Below are 17898 nucleotides of genomic sequence, written 5' to 3'. Positions count from 1 at the left end.
TGCGTGCAAGATCAACACGCCTGGCCAGGCCGGTCAAGTTGCGCTCGGCGCTGGCAGCGTGCCCATGCTTATAATGAGCCGCACGCCTGAAGGAGAACGTTATGCTGTTGCGGGGTTTGACCTGGCTGGTGCTGTTCCAGCTGTTGGGGACGGCAGTCAATCATCTGTTGGTTCCCGTCTTGCCGGGGCCGATCATTGGCCTTTTGCTACTGCTGGGCTTTCTGATGGTGCGCGGCGAGGTGGGGGCCCCCCTCAATGAAGCTGCCGGCAGCCTGCTGCGCTACTTGCCGCTGTTGTTGGTGCCTCCTGCCGTGGGGGTGATGGTGTATGTCCGCGACATCGCCGCCGACTTCTGGGCCATTGTCGGCGCGCTGCTGATTTCCTGCCTGCTGACGCTGGTGGTAGTGGGCGTGCTGATGCAGAAACTCATTCATCGTCAGGCCCGGCGCGAGGACCAGCCATGATGCTCGACTGGCAAGGCGCAGTGAATGCAGTGGTCCACCACCCGTTGTTCGGCATTGGCGTGACCTTGGGGGCCTATCAGCTGGTGCTGGCCGGGTATGAGAAGACCCGTTGGATCTTCCTGCAGCCGGTGCTGGTGTCGATGGCGCTGGTCATCGGCGTACTGCTGCTATGCGGCATCGACTACGCCGAATACCGCAAGAGCACCGAAATCATGAACATCCTGCTGGGCCCTGCCACCGTGGCCTTGGCGGTGCCGCTGTTCCTGAACCTGCGCCGCATTCGTCAGTTGTTCTGGCCGACCTTGACTACGCTGGTACTCGGAGGCCTGTTCGCCACGGTGTGTTGCCTGTTGCTGGGGTGGTGGTTTGGCGCCGAGCACATGATCCTGATGACCATGGCACCCAAGTCCGTCACCTCGCCCATCGCGATGCTGGTAGCCGAGCAGATCGGTGGGGTGGCGGCGCTAGCTGCGGTCTTCGTGCTGATTACCGGGGTGATCGGGGCCATTTTCGGGCCTGCCTTGTTGAGCCGCTGCGGTGTGCTCAGCCCTGAAGCGCGGGGCATGTCCCTGGGCATCACGGCCCACGCGGTCGGCACCTCGGTGGCCTTGCAGGAAAGTGACGAATGCGGCGCCTTCGCCGCGCTGGCGATGAGCCTGATGGGCGTGGCAACGGCAGTGTTCCTGCCGCTGGCCGTCAGCCTGGTGGCTTGAGGAGTGATGATGATGCTACCGCTGTTTCCCCTCGACACCGTGCTGTTTCCAGGGTGTTTTCTCGACCTGCAGATTTTCGAAGCCCGCTACCTGGACATGATCGGGCGTTGCATGAAACAGGGCGAAGGCTTTGGTGTGGTCTGCATCGTGGAGGGCGAGCAGGTCGGCAAGGCGCCGCCCGTGGTGGCGTCCATTGGCTGCGAAGCCGTGATCCGCGATTTCGTCCAGCAGGAAAACGGCCTTTTGGGCATTCGCGTCGAAGGCGTGCGGCGTTTCGATCTGCAGGCCACCGAAGTGCTCAAGGATCAGCTGCTGGTGGGGCAGGTGCAGTGGCTGCCTGATCTTGAAGACAGCCCCTTGCAGGAAGCGGACGACGATTTGCTGGCGCTGCTGCTGGCCTTGGGCGAACATCCGATGGTCGAGGCGCTCGACATGCCCCGGGCCGTGGACGGGCGTCAGACACTGGCCAACCAACTGGCCTATCTGCTGCCCTTCACCGAGCAAGACAAGCTGGACTTGCTGGCCCAAGACTCGCCCGAGCAGCGGCTGGGCGAGATCCACAGGTTGCTTGAGCGCATCCAGGGTGAGCTGTTTGCCTGAATAGCGCCTGGCGTCAGTACTGGTACCTGAGCAGCGCGTGGGGCAGGGCGTGGGTGGCAAAGAAGGCCAGCAAGGCGATGCAGGCCGGCAACACCAGCCACCAGACCCTCAGGGGTAGGGCCGGCAGGGTCTGCCGGTACTGTGACAATGTCAGGCTGACCGCGCAGACGCAGCAGGCCAGCAGGGCACCGGCCAGGATGTCGGTGGGCCAGTGTGCACCCAGGTACACCCGCGACAGGGCGATGGCCAATGCCGGAATGCAACCCAGCATGATCCAGGTCAGGCGCATGCGCGGTGGCTGGCCGCGGCCGGCGAGCACCGCCAGCACCAGAAAGAACGCAAACGACGCCGAGCTGTGGCCGCTGGGCATGCTGTAGCTGGTCAGCGGGTCGGTCAGCACTTCCGGGCGGGCCCGGGCGAACAGCCACTTGAGCGTGCCGTTGGCGATGGCGGTGCCCATCAGCGCCCCCGCGGCGAAGAAAGCGTGCCGCCACTGACGCACCACCAGCAGCAAACCTGTCAGCAGCCCGCCCAGAAAGAATTGCGTGCGAAAATCCCCGAGCCGCGTCACCACCACCACGGCGCCGTCGATGGCCTGGCTGCGATGCTCCTGGACCAGGGTCATCACCCCGTCGTCGAAGTCGTGCAAGTAAGGCCAACCGAGAAACACCCCGACCAAGGCCAGCAGGCACAGGGCACCAATCAGCCGTGTGCCGTGCCGGCGGTCGCGGATGCTGGTGCTCAGACTAAGGCCGATGATCACCGCCAACGTGCCAAAAATGATGCCGGCCTGGGGCCAGAAGCCTTCGGGCAGGGGCAGGCGCATGGCAGCGCCCGTGGCCCAACCGGGCAGCAGGTAGGCGATCGACCATCCTGCGGCTGCCACCAGGCTAACGGCGATGAACCGCAGCAGGGGCATGTCGAACATGCCTGCGACCATTGGCAGCATGGGCCGCAACGGGCCGATGAAGCGGCCTACGAGCAGGCTGGCGATGCCATAGCGCTTGAAGTAGGTTTCGGCGCTGCCGATCCATTCCGGGTGGTGTCGCAACACCGGCAGGCGGCGAATGTTCTGGTGGAAATGCTTGCCGATCATGTAGGACAGCGCGTCACCCAGTAACCCGCCCAAAAAGCCCAGCAGCAAGGTTTCGCCAAGGCCCAGCACGCCGCTGCCTGCCAGCACTGCTACCGCGAACAGCAGCACCGTGCCGGGGACGATGATGCCGGCGATGGCCAGGCATTCGATGCACGCGACCAGGAAGATCGCGACGCCCAGCCACTGTGGGTTGGCGCCCAGCCAACCGGTCAGGCCGTCGAGCCATTGTTCCATGGTTCAGTTCTCTTGTTCGATGATGGAGAAGTCACGGCCTTCGACCTGGCCGCGCCGCAATGGGTTGCGCGTGCAGAACCGGGCGTACGCGGCATCGACGAAGCGGTACGGCAGGTGCTCGTCACGCCCGTGGGGAATGCCCAGGCGCGCTGCCTGGATCACCCGGGGCACCGGGTTGGCGCAGTCGTCCACATACAGCCGCTGCGGGTCGAAGCGCTGCGCATCCCACTGTGGCACCTTGAGGCCTAGCGCCCGGCACAACAGCGTCTGCCCTGCGCACAGGCGCTCGACGGGGCGCAGGTTGCCGCTGGCGTCGGGGTTGTTCAGGTGCATCTGCGCCAGGCTGTCTGGCCCGGACAAGGCATCCTGCCATGGGTAGGCAGACTTGATGAGCACCGCATTGCCGGGGCCCTGGGCGCTGAAGTTCAGGGAGTCCCCGCCGCGGGCGTAGTACATATAGATGTGCCCACCATCGAGAAACAGCGCCTTGCGCTTTTCGGTGTAGCCCAACGACGCATGGCTACCCTTGTCGGCGAGGTAATAGGCCTCGGTCTCGATGATGCGGGCGGCAAGCCACAGGTTGCCCTGGCGGTGGCGGATAACCTTGCCCAACAGGGCTTTGGCCAAGGTCTGGGCGTCGCGGTCGAAAAAGCTGTCTGGCAGTGCTGGCATGCAAGGACTTCGCAGGCTAAAGGCATGAGGGTAACAAGCGCTACCTTAACCGAATCTGAAACCTGCGAATATGCGACGGCGCACGGCAGCGATTTCCACAGAGTTCTGCGTTTTTATGGATAAGCCCGGTTACATCTTTCCTACGGATTACCCACAGCTTTTTTTACCATCCGCCACCCACCGCTGGGCGTACACCTGCGCGACAGTTATAATCAGCCGTTTCCCCACCGCCAAGACACCGAGCCCATGACTGAGTCCGTTCTTGACTACATGACCCGCCTGGGTCGCGCAGCCCGTGAAGCGTCCCGGGTAATCGGCCGTGCCAGTACCGCGCAGAAGAACCGTGCGCTGCACGCTGCCGCCGACGCGCTGGATGCAGGGCGTGACGTGCTGATCGCAGCCAACGAGCAGGACTTGGCCCACGGCCGTGCCACCGGGCTGGAAGCCGCGTTGCTCGACCGCCTGGCCCTGACCCCGGCGCGCATCGATGGCATGATCACCGGCCTGCGCCAGGTGGCCAGCCTGCCTGATCCGGTCGGCGCCATTCGCGACATGAGCTACCGCCCATCGGGCATCCAGGTCGGCAAGATGCGCACGCCGCTGGGCGTCATCGGCATCATTTACGAATCACGCCCGAACGTCACCATCGACGCGGCCAGCCTGTGCCTGAAGTCAGGCAATGCCACCATCCTGCGCGGCGGCTCCGAAGCCATCCACTCCAACCGCGCCATTGCCGCCTGCATCCAGCGCGGCCTGGCGGCGGCAGGCCTGCCCGCGGCCGTGGTCCAGGTGGTGGAAACCACCGACCGCGAGGCGGTGGGCGCGCTGATCAGCATGCCCGAGTTCGTCGATGTCATCGTGCCGCGCGGCGGCCGGGGCCTGATCGAGCGCATCAGCCGCGACGCCCGGGTACCGGTCATCAAGCACCTCGACGGTATCTGCCATGTCTATGTCAGTCAGCATGCCGACCTGGACAAGGCCTGGCGCGTGGCGTTCAACGCCAAGACCTACCGTTACGGCATCTGCGGGGCGATGGAAACACTGCTGGTGGACCAGCAGGTTGCCGAGCGCTTCCTGCCCGAGATGGCGCGCCGCTTCCAGGAAAAGGGCGTTGAGTTGCGCGGTTGCGAGCGTACCTGTGCGCTGATCGACGCGCACGCGGCCAGCGAAGATGACTGGCACACCGAGTACCTCGATGCAGTACTGTCCATCCGTGTGGTGCAAGGCCTGGATCAGGCCATCGAACATATCAACCACTATGGCTCGCACCATACCGACTCGATCATCACCGAGCATCAGGGGCAGGCGCGCCAGTTCATGGCGGAAGTCGACTCGGCCTCCGTCATGCTCAACACCCCGACCTGCTTCGCCGACGGCTTCGAATATGGCCTGGGTGCCGAGATCGGCATTTCCACCGACAAGCTTCACGCCCGTGGCCCGGTCGGCCTCGAAGGCCTGACGTGCGAGAAATACGTGGTGATCGGCGACGGTCAACTGCGCGGCCAGGAGTCCTGCTGAGTTGAATCAGGCCCAGGCAGTGCGCCGCGTCGGCATTCTTGGCGGCACCTTCGACCCGGTTCACATCGGCCACCTGCGCAGTGCGCTGGAAGTCGCCGAGTTCATGGACCTGGACGAGCTGCGCCTGCTGCCCAATGCTCGCCCGCCGCACCGAGAAACGCCGCAAGTGGCCGCGCACGATCGCCTGGCCATGGTGCAGGGCGCCGTCGCGGGCGTTGCAGGCCTGAGCGTGGACGCACGTGAACTGGCACGGGACAAACCGTCGTACACCATCGATACGCTGGAGTCGATCCGTGCCGAGCTTGCTGCTGACGACCAGTTGTTTTTGGTGCTGGGCTGGGATGCTTTCTGCGGACTGCCCGGTTGGCACCGCTGGGAAGAACTGCTGCAACACTGCCACATCCTGGTGCTGCAACGCCCGGATGCGGACGTAGACCCCCCCGACGAACTGCGCAACCTGCTGGCTGCCCGTTCGCAGAGCGATCCCACCGCCATGTCCGGCCCGGCGGGAAACATTTCGTTCGTCTGGCAGACACCGCTTGCGGTGTCGGCTACACAGATCCGACAGCTGCTGGCCAGCGGCAGGTCGGTGAGGTTCCTGGTGCCGGACGCCGTACTGGCCTACATCGAGGCGCACGAACTGTATCGTGCGCCCAACTGACGGTGCCCCTGGCACCTCATCCTACGAGTTGAACGAGTTTTATATGACCAAGCAGAAAATTTACGGCGACGAACTGGTCGCAGTGACCACGGCAGCGCTGGAAGACGTCAAGGCCCAGGATATCCAGGTCATCGACGTGCGTGACAAGCACAGCCTGACCGACTACATGATCATCGCCACCGGTACCTCCAACCGTCAGATCAACGCCATGGCCGAGAAGGTCCGCGAGGCGGTCAAGGCCAAGGGCGCCCAGCCGCTGGGTGAGGAAGGCAAGGGCGACAGCGATTGGGTGCTGCTGGACCTCAACGATGTCATCGTGCACATGATGACCGCGGCTGCACGTCAGTTCTACGACCTCGAACGCTTGTGGCAGGGTGCCGAGCAGAGCCGCGCCGCCGATGGCAAGCACCACAGCCCGGACCATGTCCACGAGTACTCCGACAAGCTCAAAGATCGCGAATAAGGAAAGCGCCGTGCGTCTGCGCCTGATCGCGGTCGGCTCGCGCATGCCGAAGTGGGTCGAGGAGGGCTGGCATGAGTATGTCAAGCGCCTGCCGGCCGAACTGTCGCTCGAGCTGGTGGAAATACCGCTGAACACCCGCGGCAAGAATGCCGACGTCGCCCGCCTGATTCGCCAGGAGGGCGAAGCCATGCTCAGCAAGGTGCAACCCGGCGAGCGCGTCGTGACCCTTGAGGTTCATGGCAAGCCGTGGAGCACCGAGCAGCTGGCAGGTGAGCTGGACCGCTGGCGCCTGGATGCGCGCACGGTGAATTTGATGGTGGGCGGGCCCGAAGGGCTTGCGCCGCAAGTGTGCGCCCGCGCCGATCAGCGCTGGTCCCTGTCGCCGCTGACCTTGCCGCACCCGCTGGTCAGGATACTCATCGGCGAGCAGGTCTACCGGGCCTGGACGGTGTTGTCCGGCCATCCCTACCACAAATGAGCCTGTAAGCAGCCCGATGTCGCAGCCGATCCGCCTCAAGGACCACGAAAAAGACGCCCGTCTGGTGCGCAACCGCGTCGTGGTCGGCGCCGTGGCGGTCATGCTGCTCATCTGCGTGCTGATTGCGCGGCTGTACTACCTGCAGATCATCCAGTACGACTACCACTCCACGCTGTCGGAGAACAACCGGGTGCACGTGCAGCCGATCCCGCCGACACGCGGGCTGATCTTCGACCGCAACGGGGTAGTGATCGCCGACAACCGGCCCAGCTTCAGCCTGTCCATGACCCGGGAGCGTGCCGGAGACTGGCAGCAGGTACTGGACAGCATCGTCGAGATACTGGAACTCACCCCAGACGACCGCGCGCTGTTCGAAAAGCGCATGCGCCAGGGGCGCAGGCCGTTCGAGCCGGTACCTATCCTGTTCGAACTCAACGAGGAACAGATCGCCCGTGTGGCGGTGAACCAGTTCCGCTTGCCAGGGGTGGAAGTGGTCGCCCAGCTGGTACGTCACTACCCACAGGGGGCGCATTTCGCGCATTCGGTGGGCTACGTCGGCCGTATCAACGAGAAAGAGCTCAAAACCCTGGACCCTGTGAACTACAGCGGCACGCACCACATCGGCAAGACCGGCATCGAGCGGTTCTACGAGGCCACGCTGCACGGCCAGGTCGGCTACGAAGAAGTCGAGACCAACGCCCGCGGCCGTGTGCTCAGGGTGCTCAAGCGTACCGATCCCAAGCCTGGCAAGGACATCGTGCTGAGCCTGGACATCAAGTTGCAGGAAGCGGCCGAGGCCGCCCTGGCCGGGCGCCGTGGCGCGGTGGTTGCGCTTGACCCACGCACCGGTGAAGTGCTCGCCATGGTGAGCCAGCCTAGCTTCGACCCCAACCTGTTCGTCACTGGCATCAGCTTCAAGGCCTATGCCGAACTGCGTGATTCGATCGACAGGCCGCTGTTCAACCGCATCCTGCGCGGCCTCTACCCGCCCGGCTCGACGATCAAGCCCGCCGTGGCGATCGCCGGCCTGGACAGCGGCGCGGTGACCCCAAGCAGCCGTGTGTTCGACCCTGGGTACTACCAGCTGCCCAACTACGATCACAAATACCGTAACTGGAACCGCTCGGGTGACGGCTGGGTGGACCTGGATACCGCCATCATGCGCTCCAACGACACCTACTTCTACGACCTGGCCCACAAGATGGGCATCGACCGGTTGTCCAGCTATATGAACAAGTTCGGCATCGGCCAGCGGGTGTCGCTGGACATGTTCGAAGAGTCCGCAGGGTTGATGCCGTCGCGGGAATGGAAGCGGGCCACGCGCCGGCAGGCCTGGTTCCCGGGCGAAACCCTGATCCTGGGTATCGGCCAGGGCTACATGCAGGCCACGCCGCTGCAGCTTGCGCAGGCGACGGCGCTGATTGCCAACAAGGGTGTGTGGAATCGGCCGCACCTGGCCAAGACCATCGAAGGGGAACCGCCGGTGGACGAAAACCCAATGCCGGACATCGTGCTGCGCGACAAGGCCGATTGGGCGCGCGTGACCCATGGCATGGAGCAGGTGATGCACGGCGCGCGCGGTACTGCCCGCAAGGCCGCCATCGGCGCCCAATACCGCATCGCCGGCAAAAGTGGTACCGCCCAGGTGGTGGCCATCAAGCAGGGCGAGAAGTACGACCGCAACAAACTTCAGGAGCGTCACCGCGACCATGCCTTGTTCGTGGCCTTCGCTCCGGCAGACGACCCCAAGATCGTGGTGTCGGTCATGGTCGAGAACGGTGAGTCGGGTTCTGGGGTGGCTGCGCCAGTGGTGCGCCAGATCATGGATGCCTGGCTGCTGGACGAAAACGGCCGGCTCAAGCCTGAGCTTGCGCCGGCTACCGCTACTCAGGAGTCGCCGCTGTGATGAACAATTTCGATCGCATGCTCTCCAGCGAGGATGTGATGCGTCGGCGCGCCAGCTTCCTGCAGCGCATCCACGTCGATGGTCCTTTGCTGATCATCCTCCTGACCCTGGCCGCAGGCAGCCTGTTCGTGCTGTATTCGGCCAGCGGCAAGAACTGGGACCTGTTGCTCAAGCAGGCCACCTCGTTTGGCATCGGCCTGGTATCGATGTTCGTCATCGCCCAGCTCGAGCCACGGTTCATGGCGCGCTGGGTGCCACTGGCCTACCTCGCCGGGGTGTTGCTGCTGGTGGTGGTGGACGTGATGGGCCACAACGCCATGGGTGCGACGCGCTGGATCAACATACCCGGGGTGATTCGCTTCCAGCCCTCCGAGTTCATGAAGATCATCATGCCGGCGACCATCGCCTGGTACCTGTCCAAGCGCACCCTGCCGCCGCACCTCAAGCATGTGGCCATCAGCCTGGTATTGATTGGCGTGCCGTTCATCCTGATCGTGCGCCAGCCGGACCTGGGTACGGCGTTGCTGATCCTGGCCTCCGGTGCCTTCGTCCTGTTCATGGGCGGCCTACGCTGGCGTTGGATTCTCAGCGTGCTGGCGGCCACGGTGCCGGTGGCGGTGGCCATGTGGTTCTTCGTGATGCACGACTACCAGAAGCAGCGGGTGCTGACCTTCCTCGACCCGGAGAGCGACCCGCTGGGTACGGGCTGGAACATCATCCAGTCCAAGGCAGCGATTGGTTCTGGCGGCGTGTTCGGCAAGGGGTGGCTGCTGGGCACCCAGTCGCACCTGGACTTTCTGCCTGAAAGCCACACTGACTTCATCATCGCCGTGCTGGGCGAGGAGTTCGGCCTGGTGGGCATTTGCCTGTTGCTGATCGTCTACCTGCTGCTGATCGGCCGGGGCCTGATGATCACGGCGCAGGCACAGACATTGTTCGGCAAGCTGCTGGCAGGCAGCTTGACCATGACGTTCTTTGTATACGTGTTCGTCAATATCGGGATGGTAAGTGGCCTTTTGCCCGTCGTCGGCGTGCCGTTGCCCTTCATTAGCTATGGCGGAACTTCATTAGTGACGCTGCTGTCAGCGTTTGGCGTTCTGATGTCGATCCACACGCATCGAAAGTGGATCGCACAGGTTTGAATAAGGTGAACAATTACATGCAAGCAGTGCGTAACTGGGCTACCCGTTGTGCGCCGTGGTTTGGTGCGGTGAGCCTGTTTGGCGCTGTACAGCTGGCCGAGGCCGGCGACTACGACAACTCGCCCCAGGTGGCCGAATTCGTTGGCCAGATGAGCCGCGACCATGGTTTTGCCCCAGAACAACTGATGGGCGTGTTCCGTGAAGTGCAGCGCAAGCAGTCGATCCTCGATGCGATTTCGCGGCCCGCCGAACGGGTCAAGCCCTGGAAGGAATATCGCCCCATGTTCCTCACCGACGCGCGCATCGCGCGGGGCGTGGACTTCTGGCGTCAGCACGAGGCCGTGCTGGCGCGGGCCGAGCAGGAATACGGGGTGCCGGCACAATACATCGTGTCGATCATTGGCGTTGAAACCTTCTTCGGGCGCAACACGGGTAACTTCCGGGTGCTTGACGCGTTGTCCACCCTGGGCTTCGATTATCCCCCCCGCGCCGAATTCTTTCGCAAGGAACTGCGTGAGTTCCTGCTGCTGGCCCGTGAAGAACAACTCGATCCCCTGACCCTCAAGGGCTCCTATGCCGGGGCCATGGGGCTGCCGCAGTTCATGCCCAGCAGCTTTCGCAACTATGCCGTGGACTTCGACGGTGATGGGCACATCAACATCTGGACCAACCCCGATGATGCCATCGGCAGCGTGGCGAGCTACTTCAAGCGCCATGGCTGGATGGCCGGACAGGAAGTGGTCAGCCGCGCAACGGTGCAGGGCGAGCGCGCCGATCAAGGCCTGACCACCGGTATCGAGCCGGCCAGCACGGTCGGACAGTTGCGTGCCCTTGGCTGGTCGGTTCATGATTCGCTGCGCGATGATCTGCCCGTCACGGCCTTCCGCCTGGAGGGTGAGAACGGCCCCGAGTACTGGGTGGGGCTGAAGAATTTCTACGCGATCACTCGCTACAACCGCAGCGTGATGTATGCCATGGCGGTGCATCAGCTTGCGCAACAGCTGGTCCAAGCACGGGGCGTCAACTAATGCGCGCAATTTTCTCTACCACTTCCTTCAAACTGATCACCTGCGCAGCCATCGGCCTGGCATTGGTCAGTTGCTCCTCCAGCCGCCCGGCGCCCAAGAGTTCCAGCGGTGCGAGCGTGGTGCGCAGCCAGCCCGGCCTGGACATCAACCGTGCCCACAAGGACGGTGCACCGTGGTGGGATGTGGACGTCAACAAGATCCCCGATGCCACGCCCACCCTGCACACCGGCAACTACAAGGCCAACCCCTACACCGTTCTGGGCAAGACCTACTACCCGATGCAGGATGCGCGCAACTACCGCGCCGAGGGCACGGCGTCGTGGTATGGCACCAAGTTCCATGGCCAGAACACCGCCAACGGCGAGCTGTACGACCTGTACGGCATGAGTGCCGCGCACAAGACACTGCCACTGCCCGCCTATGTGAAGGTGACTAACCTGGCTAACGGTCGCAGCGTTATCCTGCGGGTAAACGATCGCGGCCCGTTCTATTCCGATCGCATCATCGACTTGTCGTACGCGGCGGCGAAGAAGCTGGGCTACGCCGAGATCGGCACTGCCCATGTGCGCGTCGAAGGCATCGACCCCCAGCAGTGGTGGGCACAACGTGGCCAGACGCCACCCATGGTGCTAAAGGAGCCCCAGGTGGCCCAGACCCAGGCGATCCCGGCCAGCTCCGGTCGGGTAGAGCAGTGGACGCCGCCGCCACAGCAGCATGCAGCACCGGTGGTGCCGGTGCAGGTGGGCGGCAACAACGTGCCTGCTGGCACTGGCGGCAGCTTCCTGCAAGTCGGCGCTTTCGCCAACCCGGATGCGGCCGAGCTGCTGCGCGCCAAGCTCAGCAGCATGGTCAGCGCACCGGTATTCATCAGCTCGGTCGTGCGTAACCAGCAGACATTGCATCGTGTACGCCTGGGGCCGATCAACAGCCAGGGTGAAGTCCAGCAGGCGCAGAACAGCATTCGCCTGGCGAACCTAGGGCAGGCCAAGCTGGTCACAGCTGACTGACCAGGCGTACCGGCAGGATGACCGACCCCTCGCGCATGGTATGAACAGCCTGCGTGTAGGGTTCACCCAAGGGCAAGCACGGTGCAATGTGGCGGTTTTGTCATGAATTGACAGGCCCAGCCATGTACAATGCCGGTTTTGCCCGCAGCGGCACCCTGTCGCACGTTGCCGGGCCAGGCCTCAGGCCAATAACTAGACTGACCGGTGCTGGGCCGTGTGCTTGCCCAGAAAACATCTCCAGACCATTAAGCGATTTTCGAGAGACGGATGAACATCACCAACCTTGCCAAACGACTTTGCTTGCCCGTATTGCTCCTGCTCACTCCGGTAGCCTTCGCGGCCGAGCAGATGACGCCCGCGCCGCCTCAACTGGCAGCCAAGTCCTACGTACTCATGGACGCGTCCAGCGGCAACGTGCTGGTCGAGAACAACGGTGACGAGCGTCTTCCGCCAGCCAGCCTGACCAAGCTGATGACCGCCTACATCGCCACGCTGGACATCCGCCGTGGCCAGATCGGCGAAAACGACCCAGTGACCGTCAGCGAAAACGCCTGGCGCACCGGGGGCTCGCGCATGTTCATCAAGGTGGGCAGCCAGGTGACCGTCAGCGACCTGCTGCACGGCATCATCATCCAGTCCGGCAACGACGCGTCCGTCGCCCTGTCCGAGCACATCGCCGGCAGCGAAGACGCGTTCGCCGACATGATGAACAAGACCGCTGCCGACCTGGGCATGACCAACAGTCACTTCATGAACCCCACCGGCCTGCCGAACCCGGAGCATTATTCTTCTGCTCACGACATGGCGATCCTGGCCCGTGCGATCATCAACGTCGATCCGGCTCACTACGCCATCTATTCGCAGAAAGAGTTCTTCTGGAACAACATCAAGCAGCCTAACCGCAACTTGCTGTTGTGGCGTGACAAGACCGTGGACGGCCTGAAGACCGGCCACACCGAAGAGGCTGGCTACTGCATGGTGGCGTCGGCCGTACGTGACGGGCAGCGCCTGATCGCCGTGGTGTTCGGTACCAATAGCGAGCAGTCCCGTGCTGCCGAAACCCAGAAGCTGCTGACCTACGGTTTCCGCTTCTTCGAAACCCAGACCTTCTATCAGAAAGGCACCGAGCTGACCAAGGCGCCGGTCTGGAAAGGCGCCACCAGCGAAGTCAAGGCAGGCCTTGCCGAAGACCTGACCATGACCATGCCCAAGGGCCAGCTTAAGCGCCTGCAGGCTTCGATGACCATGAACCCACAACTGACCGCACCTATTGCCAAGGGTGACGTGATCGGCAAGGTTGAAGTCAAATTGGACGACAAAGTGGTTCACAGCGCCGACCTGATCGCCCTCGATGGCGTCGAGGAAGGTGGTTTCTTCCGCCGTATGTGGGATAGCATCCGTCTATTCTTCTACGGGTTGTTCAACTGACACGTGACCTGCACACCCCCGCGTGATCGCAGGGGTGTTGTTGTTGCCACGGCTTGCGAGGCCGTTTCCGCCATGAGCGAACCAGACGTCAAGTCTCATAAAATCGAATTTCCCTGTGCCGACTACCCGATCAAAGTCATTGGTGACACTGGTGTCGGCTTCAAGGACACCGTGATCGAAGTGCTCAGCAAATACGCCAAGGTCGATCTTTCCACGCTGGCCGAACGCCAGAGCAAGGAAGGCAAGTACACCACCGTGCAACTGCACATCGTGGCCGAAAGCGAAAACCAGCTCCACGACATCAACAGCGCCCTGCGTGCCACCGGCATCGTGAAAATGGTGCTGTGATGCCCGGCTGCCTCGGTGTCCGCGAACTTGGCCTGCAGCCCTATGAGCCGGTGCTCGAGGCCATGCGGCGTTTCACTGAGCAGCGCACTGCCGATACCCAGGATGAAGTCTGGCTGGTCGAACACCCGCCGGTCTTCACGCAAGGGCAGGCTGGCAAGGCCGAGCACCTGCTGGTGCCGGGCGATATCCCCGTGGTGCAGGCCGACCGTGGTGGCCAGGTGACCTATCATGGGCCAGGCCAGCTGGTGGCCTACCTGCTGCTGGATGTACGCCGCCTGGGCTTTGGCGTACGCGACCTGGTCAGCCGCATCGAGCGCAGCCTGATCGCTTTGCTCGATGGCTACGCGGTGCAGGCCGCTGCCAAACCCGATGCACCCGGTGTGTATGTCGACGGCGCGAAGATCGCTTCGCTTGGCCTGCGTATCCGCAACGGCCGCTCCTTTCATGGCCTTGCCTTGAACGTGGACATGGACCTGGCGCCCTTTTGCCGAATCAACCCCTGCGGTTATGCGGGGCTGGCGATGACCCAGCTGCGTGACCTGGCAGGCCCGATCGAACTCGACGAGGTCAGGACAAGGCTGCGCGAACAGCTGGTCAAGCACCTCGACTACGCAGAGCAGACGACCCTCACGGGCGGAATCGACTGAATATGACTACTGTGCAAGAAGCCGTGCCGAACCTGATCCCAACCCAGGACGCTACGCCGCGCTCCGCCCCCAAGAAGGTCGAAGCTGGGGTCAAGCTGCGAGGCGCCGACAAGGTCGCGCGCATCCCGGTCAAGATCATCCCCACTGACGAGCTGCCCAAGAAGCCTGACTGGATCCGTGTGCGTATCCCGGTCTCGCCCGAGGTAGACCGCATCAAGCAACTGCTGCGCAAGCACAAGCTGCACAGCGTCTGCGAGGAGGCCTCCTGCCCGAACCTGGGCGAGTGCTTCTCGGGCGGCACCGCCACCTTCATGATCATGGGCGACATCTGCACGCGCCGCTGCCCGTTCTGCGACGTGGGGCATGGCCGTCCCAAGCCGTTGGACGTGGACGAGCCGAAGAACCTTGCGGTGGCCATTGCCGACCTGCGCCTGAAGTACGTGGTCATCACCTCGGTTGACCGTGATGATTTGCGCGATGGCGGCGCCCAGCATTTCGCCGACTGCATCCGCGAAATCCGCGCTTTGTCGCCAGGCGTGCAGCTTGAAACCCTGGTGCCGGATTACCGGGGCCGTATGGACGTCGCGCTGGCGATCACGGCTCAGGAGCCGCCGGATGTGTTCAACCACAACCTCGAAACCGTGCCGCGTCTGTACAAGGCCGCTCGCCCGGGTTCGGACTACGACTGGTCGCTGGACCTGCTGCAGAAGTTCAAGCAGCTGGTACCGCATGTTCCTACCAAGTCTGGCCTGATGCTCGGGTTGGGCGAGACCGACGAAGAAGTGATCGAGGTCATGCACCGCATGCGCGAGCACGACATCGACATGCTCACCCTGGGTCAATACCTGCAGCCATCGCGCAGCCACTTGCCGGTACAGCGTTTCGTGCACCCTGACACCTTCGCCTGGTTCGCCGAGGAAGGCTACCGCATGGGCTTCAAGAACGTCGCTTCCGGCCCGCTGGTGCGCTCGTCCTACCATGCCGACCAGCAAGCGCACGAAGCCAAGATCAAACTCTGATCTGACCGTAAAAAGAGAAATGCCGATGCGCCGCAAGGCCGCGTCGGCATTTTTTTTTCTACCAGCCAAGCCGTAAGCTGTTTGTGACAAGCCGTATGGAGTTGCCCGATGAACTGCGTAGAACCTTCTGCCTTGCCACTGCGCAAGGCCATTGAGCCCGATGCCTGCTTTGCCGTGGTTGCCCCGGCAGGCCCGGCGCGTCTGGATGTGCACAAAGCGGCCCAGTGGTTCGCCGAGCGCGGCTACCGCTGCCGGGTCTATCCAGGTGCGACTCAGTCCGAGGGCTACCTGGCAGGCGCCGACGCGCAGCGGCTACAGGATCTGCACGACGCCTTCCGGGACCCGTCCATCGACGCGGTTCTGTGCATGCGTGGCGGCTACGGCAGCATGCGCCTGCTGGACAAGCTCGATTTCGAGCTGTTGCAACACCACCCCAAGCCTTTGATTGGCTACAGCGATATCACCGCCTTGCATGCGGCGCTCTACCGTCACACGAGGATGATCAGCTTCCACGGGGCCATGCTCAACGCCGACCTGCTGGGTGGCAAGCAGGCACCGACCGAATCGTCGCTGGTGGCGCAGTTGAGCGGGCAGGTGGCAGCCGGTGACCCGATCACGCACCCGACGCAGTTCACCTTGCACACGGTCTTCCCCGGCCTTGCCAGTGGCCCGCTGCTGGGTGGGAACCTGTCGATGCTGGGTGCGACCCTTGGGACCTTGGCAGAGCTGGATACCCAGGGCTGCATCCTGTTCATCGAAGACGTGAACGAGCCGTTGTACCGAGTCGATCGCCTGCTGACGCAGTTACGGCTAGCCGGCAAGCTAGAAGGCATCAGGGGTGTGCTGGTAGGGGACTTTGCTGGCATTACCGCGGCGGCGCTGGCACCGCTGCTGCGCGACACGTTCGGCCCACTGGGCGTCCCTGTGCTGGCCGGATGGCGCAGTGGGCACTGTGACCCCAATATCTGCCTGCCGCTAGGTGCCCGAGTAACGCTGGACAGCGAGCGGCAGCGCCTGGTGCTGGAGCAGGCGTTGTTCCAGGCATGAGCCTGGCGCCAAGGCCACCCCAGGGTCACGGTTACCGTGCCCAGGGGGACCCGCATTGTTGCCAGTCAGCGAGAGCGTGTGGCTACCGTAGGCTCTCCAGGAGCTTGTGCGTCGGATAGCCATCGGCTGGCCAGCCCAGGCCCTGCTGGGCATTACGGATGGCCTTGCGGGTGTTGGCGCCAATGATCCCATCGGCGTTGCCCGCCTCAAAGCCCTTGGCATTGAGCAAATTCTGCAACTCCATGCGCTCGCTACGGCTCAGGGGGGTGTCGTCCTTGGGCCAGCTGCCAGCGATGAAGCCCCAGCCGGTGAAGCGATCGCTCAGGAGACTGACGGCCAGCGCGTAAGCCGATGAGTTGTTGTATTTGAGAATGGCGCGGAAATTGTCGAGAACCAGGAATGCCGGGCCTCGCGCGCCAGCGGGCAGCAACAGGGCGGCTGGCAACTCATTGCTACCGGCTGGCAACTGCGTACCAGCAGGCAGTGTCAGGCCCATGGCCAACCATTCGGCGATCGGCTTGCGCGAGGTCCCGTCAGCTTGCCAATAATCGAAGCCTGCCGGTACCTGCACCTCGAACCCCCAGGGTTGGCCACGCTTCCAGCCTGAGCTTTGCAGGTAGTGTGCAGTGGAGGCCAAGGCATCGGGCGTGCTGTTCCAGATATCGCGGCGGCCATCGCCGTCGAAATCCACGGCATGGGTGTTGTAGGTGGTCGGGATGAATTGGGTCTGGCCCATGGCGCCGGCCCAGGAGCCGCGCATCGCATCAGGCTGAATATCACCGTGCTGGATGATCTGCAGGGCGGCAATCAGCTGGTCTTGGGCAAACTGTGGGCGTCGTCCTTCGTAGGCCAGGGTGGCCAGGGAGCGGATCACTGACTTGCTGCCCTGGAACTGGCCGAAGTTGCTTTCCATACCCCATACCGCGACCAGGATCTGGCGATCAACGCCGTAGCGCTGTTCCAGGCGGGTCAGCAGCTCGGCGTTCTGCTCCAGCAGCCTTTTGCCGTTGCGTACGCGCACGGGGGACAAGGCACCTTCCAGGTACTCCCAGACTGGCCGGGTGAACTCTGGCTGGCTTCGGTCAGCCTTGATCACGTCCAGGTCCGGCGTGACGCCGAGAAACGCCTTGTCGAAAATTTCCGGGGCAATGCCCGCTTGCAGGGCCTGTTGGCGGAAACCTGCTTGCCACTGGGCAAAGGTTTGGGACGGCTGGATATCTGGGTTGCTGTCTGGCGCCTTGCCAGGTGCATTCACGACAGGTGCCGGCTGCGCCTGGGCGAGGGGCAATGCATCGGCTGCCGTGGGTTTTTCCGCACAGGCAACGAGCAGGATGAAGCTGGAGGCCGCAACGAGCTGGCGGGTTTCCCAACGAGGAAAAAGACGGTAGAGCATGCACAGGTCCAGGTCTGCAGGTCAGGTGATGACC

General features: G+C 63.3%; 19 protein-coding genes. 16 read left to right on the top strand and 3 right to left on the bottom strand.

Features of this window, described 5'->3' with window-relative positions; genetic code table 11:
- Positions 1 to 101 precede the first annotated feature (101 nt).
- Genes ACF8R3_RS12640 through ACF8R3_RS12630 form a run of 3 tightly spaced genes read left to right on the top strand, consistent with a single transcriptional unit; the run spans position 102 to position 1777 of the window.
- Complete coding sequence (locus ACF8R3_RS12640) at positions 102 to 464, top strand: CidA/LrgA family protein (protein WP_392515678.1); 363 nt, start codon at positions 102 to 104, stop codon at positions 462 to 464.
- Positions 461 to 1177, top strand: a complete 717-nt coding sequence (locus ACF8R3_RS12635; protein WP_058603527.1) for an LrgB family protein — start codon at positions 461 to 463, stop codon at positions 1175 to 1177. The genes ACF8R3_RS12640 and ACF8R3_RS12635 overlap by 4 nt, the downstream gene beginning before the upstream one ends.
- Before the next feature lie 9 nt (positions 1178 to 1186).
- A complete protein-coding gene (locus ACF8R3_RS12630; protein ID WP_058638979.1) occupies positions 1187 to 1777 on the top strand; it encodes an LON peptidase substrate-binding domain-containing protein in 591 nt (196 codons plus the stop codon).
- A gap of 13 nt (positions 1778 to 1790) precedes the next feature.
- On the opposite strand, the gene ACF8R3_RS12625 is transcribed toward ACF8R3_RS12630, so the two are convergent.
- Together ACF8R3_RS12625 and ACF8R3_RS12620 are read right to left on the bottom strand one after the other, a co-directional pair.
- Complete coding sequence (locus tag ACF8R3_RS12625; RefSeq protein WP_392515677.1) at positions 1791 to 3107, bottom strand: bifunctional DedA family/phosphatase PAP2 family protein; 1317 nt, start codon at positions 3105 to 3107, stop codon at positions 1791 to 1793.
- Positions 3108 to 3110: 3 nt separating this feature from the next.
- Positions 3111 to 3779 (bottom strand): DNA-3-methyladenine glycosylase, encoded by a 669-nt coding sequence (locus tag ACF8R3_RS12620; protein WP_058603529.1) that lies wholly within the window; start codon positions 3777 to 3779, stop codon positions 3111 to 3113.
- Between the two features lie 246 nt (positions 3780 to 4025).
- On the opposite strand from ACF8R3_RS12620, the gene ACF8R3_RS12615 reads away from it, so the two are divergent.
- The 13 genes from ACF8R3_RS12615 (at position 4026) to ACF8R3_RS12555 (ending at position 16471) form a co-directional block, all read left to right on the top strand.
- Positions 4026 to 5297 (top strand): glutamate-5-semialdehyde dehydrogenase, encoded by a 1272-nt coding sequence (locus ACF8R3_RS12615; RefSeq protein ID WP_058638946.1) that lies wholly within the window; start codon positions 4026 to 4028, stop codon positions 5295 to 5297.
- A gap of 1 nt (position 5298) precedes the next feature.
- Positions 5299 to 5958, top strand: coding sequence for a nicotinate-nucleotide adenylyltransferase (gene nadD, locus ACF8R3_RS12610; protein ID WP_196185789.1), 660 nt, complete (start codon positions 5299 to 5301; stop codon positions 5956 to 5958).
- Positions 5959 to 6001: 43 nt separating this feature from the next.
- A complete protein-coding gene (rsfS, locus tag ACF8R3_RS12605) occupies positions 6002 to 6421 on the top strand; it encodes a ribosome silencing factor (protein ID WP_027915263.1) in 420 nt (139 codons plus the stop codon).
- A 10-nt stretch (positions 6422 to 6431) separates the two neighbouring features.
- The gene (gene rlmH / locus ACF8R3_RS12600; protein ID WP_027915262.1) at positions 6432 to 6899 is read left to right on the top strand and encodes a 23S rRNA (pseudouridine(1915)-N(3))-methyltransferase RlmH; all 468 of its coding nucleotides are present in this window, start codon (positions 6432 to 6434) and stop codon (positions 6897 to 6899) included.
- Positions 6900 to 6915: 16 nt separating this feature from the next.
- Positions 6916 to 8805: a penicillin-binding protein 2 gene (mrdA, locus tag ACF8R3_RS12595; RefSeq protein WP_058603532.1), complete on the top strand. Its 1890-nt coding sequence runs from the start codon at positions 6916 to 6918 to the stop codon at positions 8803 to 8805.
- Positions 8806 to 8843: 38 nt separating this feature from the next.
- Positions 8844 to 9947 carry a rod shape-determining protein RodA gene (gene rodA, locus ACF8R3_RS12590; RefSeq protein ID WP_049773313.1) on the top strand — a complete coding sequence of 368 codons (1104 nt, stop codon included), beginning with the start codon at positions 8844 to 8846 and terminating at the stop codon, positions 9945 to 9947.
- Positions 9948 to 9964: 17 nt separating this feature from the next.
- The gene (gene mltB / locus ACF8R3_RS12585) at positions 9965 to 10975 is read left to right on the top strand and encodes a lytic murein transglycosylase B (RefSeq protein WP_196136079.1); all 1011 of its coding nucleotides are present in this window, start codon (positions 9965 to 9967) and stop codon (positions 10973 to 10975) included.
- On the top strand, positions 10975 to 11982 hold the full coding sequence (locus ACF8R3_RS12580; protein WP_058603534.1) for a septal ring lytic transglycosylase RlpA family protein: 1008 nt from the start codon (positions 10975 to 10977) through the stop codon (positions 11980 to 11982). The genes mltB and ACF8R3_RS12580 overlap by 1 nt, the downstream gene beginning before the upstream one ends.
- Positions 11983 to 12249: 267 nt before the next feature.
- The gene (locus ACF8R3_RS12575; RefSeq protein ID WP_023534573.1) at positions 12250 to 13410 is read left to right on the top strand and encodes a D-alanyl-D-alanine carboxypeptidase family protein; all 1161 of its coding nucleotides are present in this window, start codon (positions 12250 to 12252) and stop codon (positions 13408 to 13410) included.
- Positions 13411 to 13482: 72 nt separating this feature from the next.
- Entirely contained in the window at positions 13483 to 13758 is a 276-nt protein-coding gene (locus tag ACF8R3_RS12570) for a DUF493 domain-containing protein (protein ID WP_058603535.1), read from the top strand.
- Positions 13758 to 14405 (top strand): lipoyl(octanoyl) transferase LipB, encoded by a 648-nt coding sequence (gene lipB / locus ACF8R3_RS12565; RefSeq protein WP_058638951.1) that lies wholly within the window; start codon positions 13758 to 13760, stop codon positions 14403 to 14405. The genes ACF8R3_RS12570 and lipB overlap by 1 nt, the downstream gene beginning before the upstream one ends.
- 2 nt (positions 14406 to 14407) lie before the next feature.
- On the top strand, positions 14408 to 15424 hold the full coding sequence (lipA, locus tag ACF8R3_RS12560; protein WP_058603537.1) for a lipoyl synthase: 1017 nt from the start codon (positions 14408 to 14410) through the stop codon (positions 15422 to 15424).
- Between the two features lie 108 nt (positions 15425 to 15532).
- Positions 15533 to 16471: an LD-carboxypeptidase gene (locus ACF8R3_RS12555; RefSeq protein ID WP_196185787.1), complete on the top strand. Its 939-nt coding sequence runs from the start codon at positions 15533 to 15535 to the stop codon at positions 16469 to 16471.
- A gap of 82 nt (positions 16472 to 16553) precedes the next feature.
- Here the strand turns inward: ACF8R3_RS12555 and ACF8R3_RS12550 are convergent, their stop codons facing one another.
- Entirely contained in the window at positions 16554 to 17864 is a 1311-nt protein-coding gene (locus tag ACF8R3_RS12550; RefSeq protein WP_196141696.1) for a lytic murein transglycosylase, read from the bottom strand.
- Positions 17865 to 17898 lie beyond the last annotated feature (34 nt).

This window comes from Pseudomonas sp. FYR_7 (assembly GCF_043106155.1).
In the GTDB taxonomy this organism is placed as follows: domain Bacteria; phylum Pseudomonadota; class Gammaproteobacteria; order Pseudomonadales; family Pseudomonadaceae; genus Aquipseudomonas; species Aquipseudomonas parafulva_B.
This window is presented reverse-complemented; position numbering and strand designations above follow the sequence as displayed.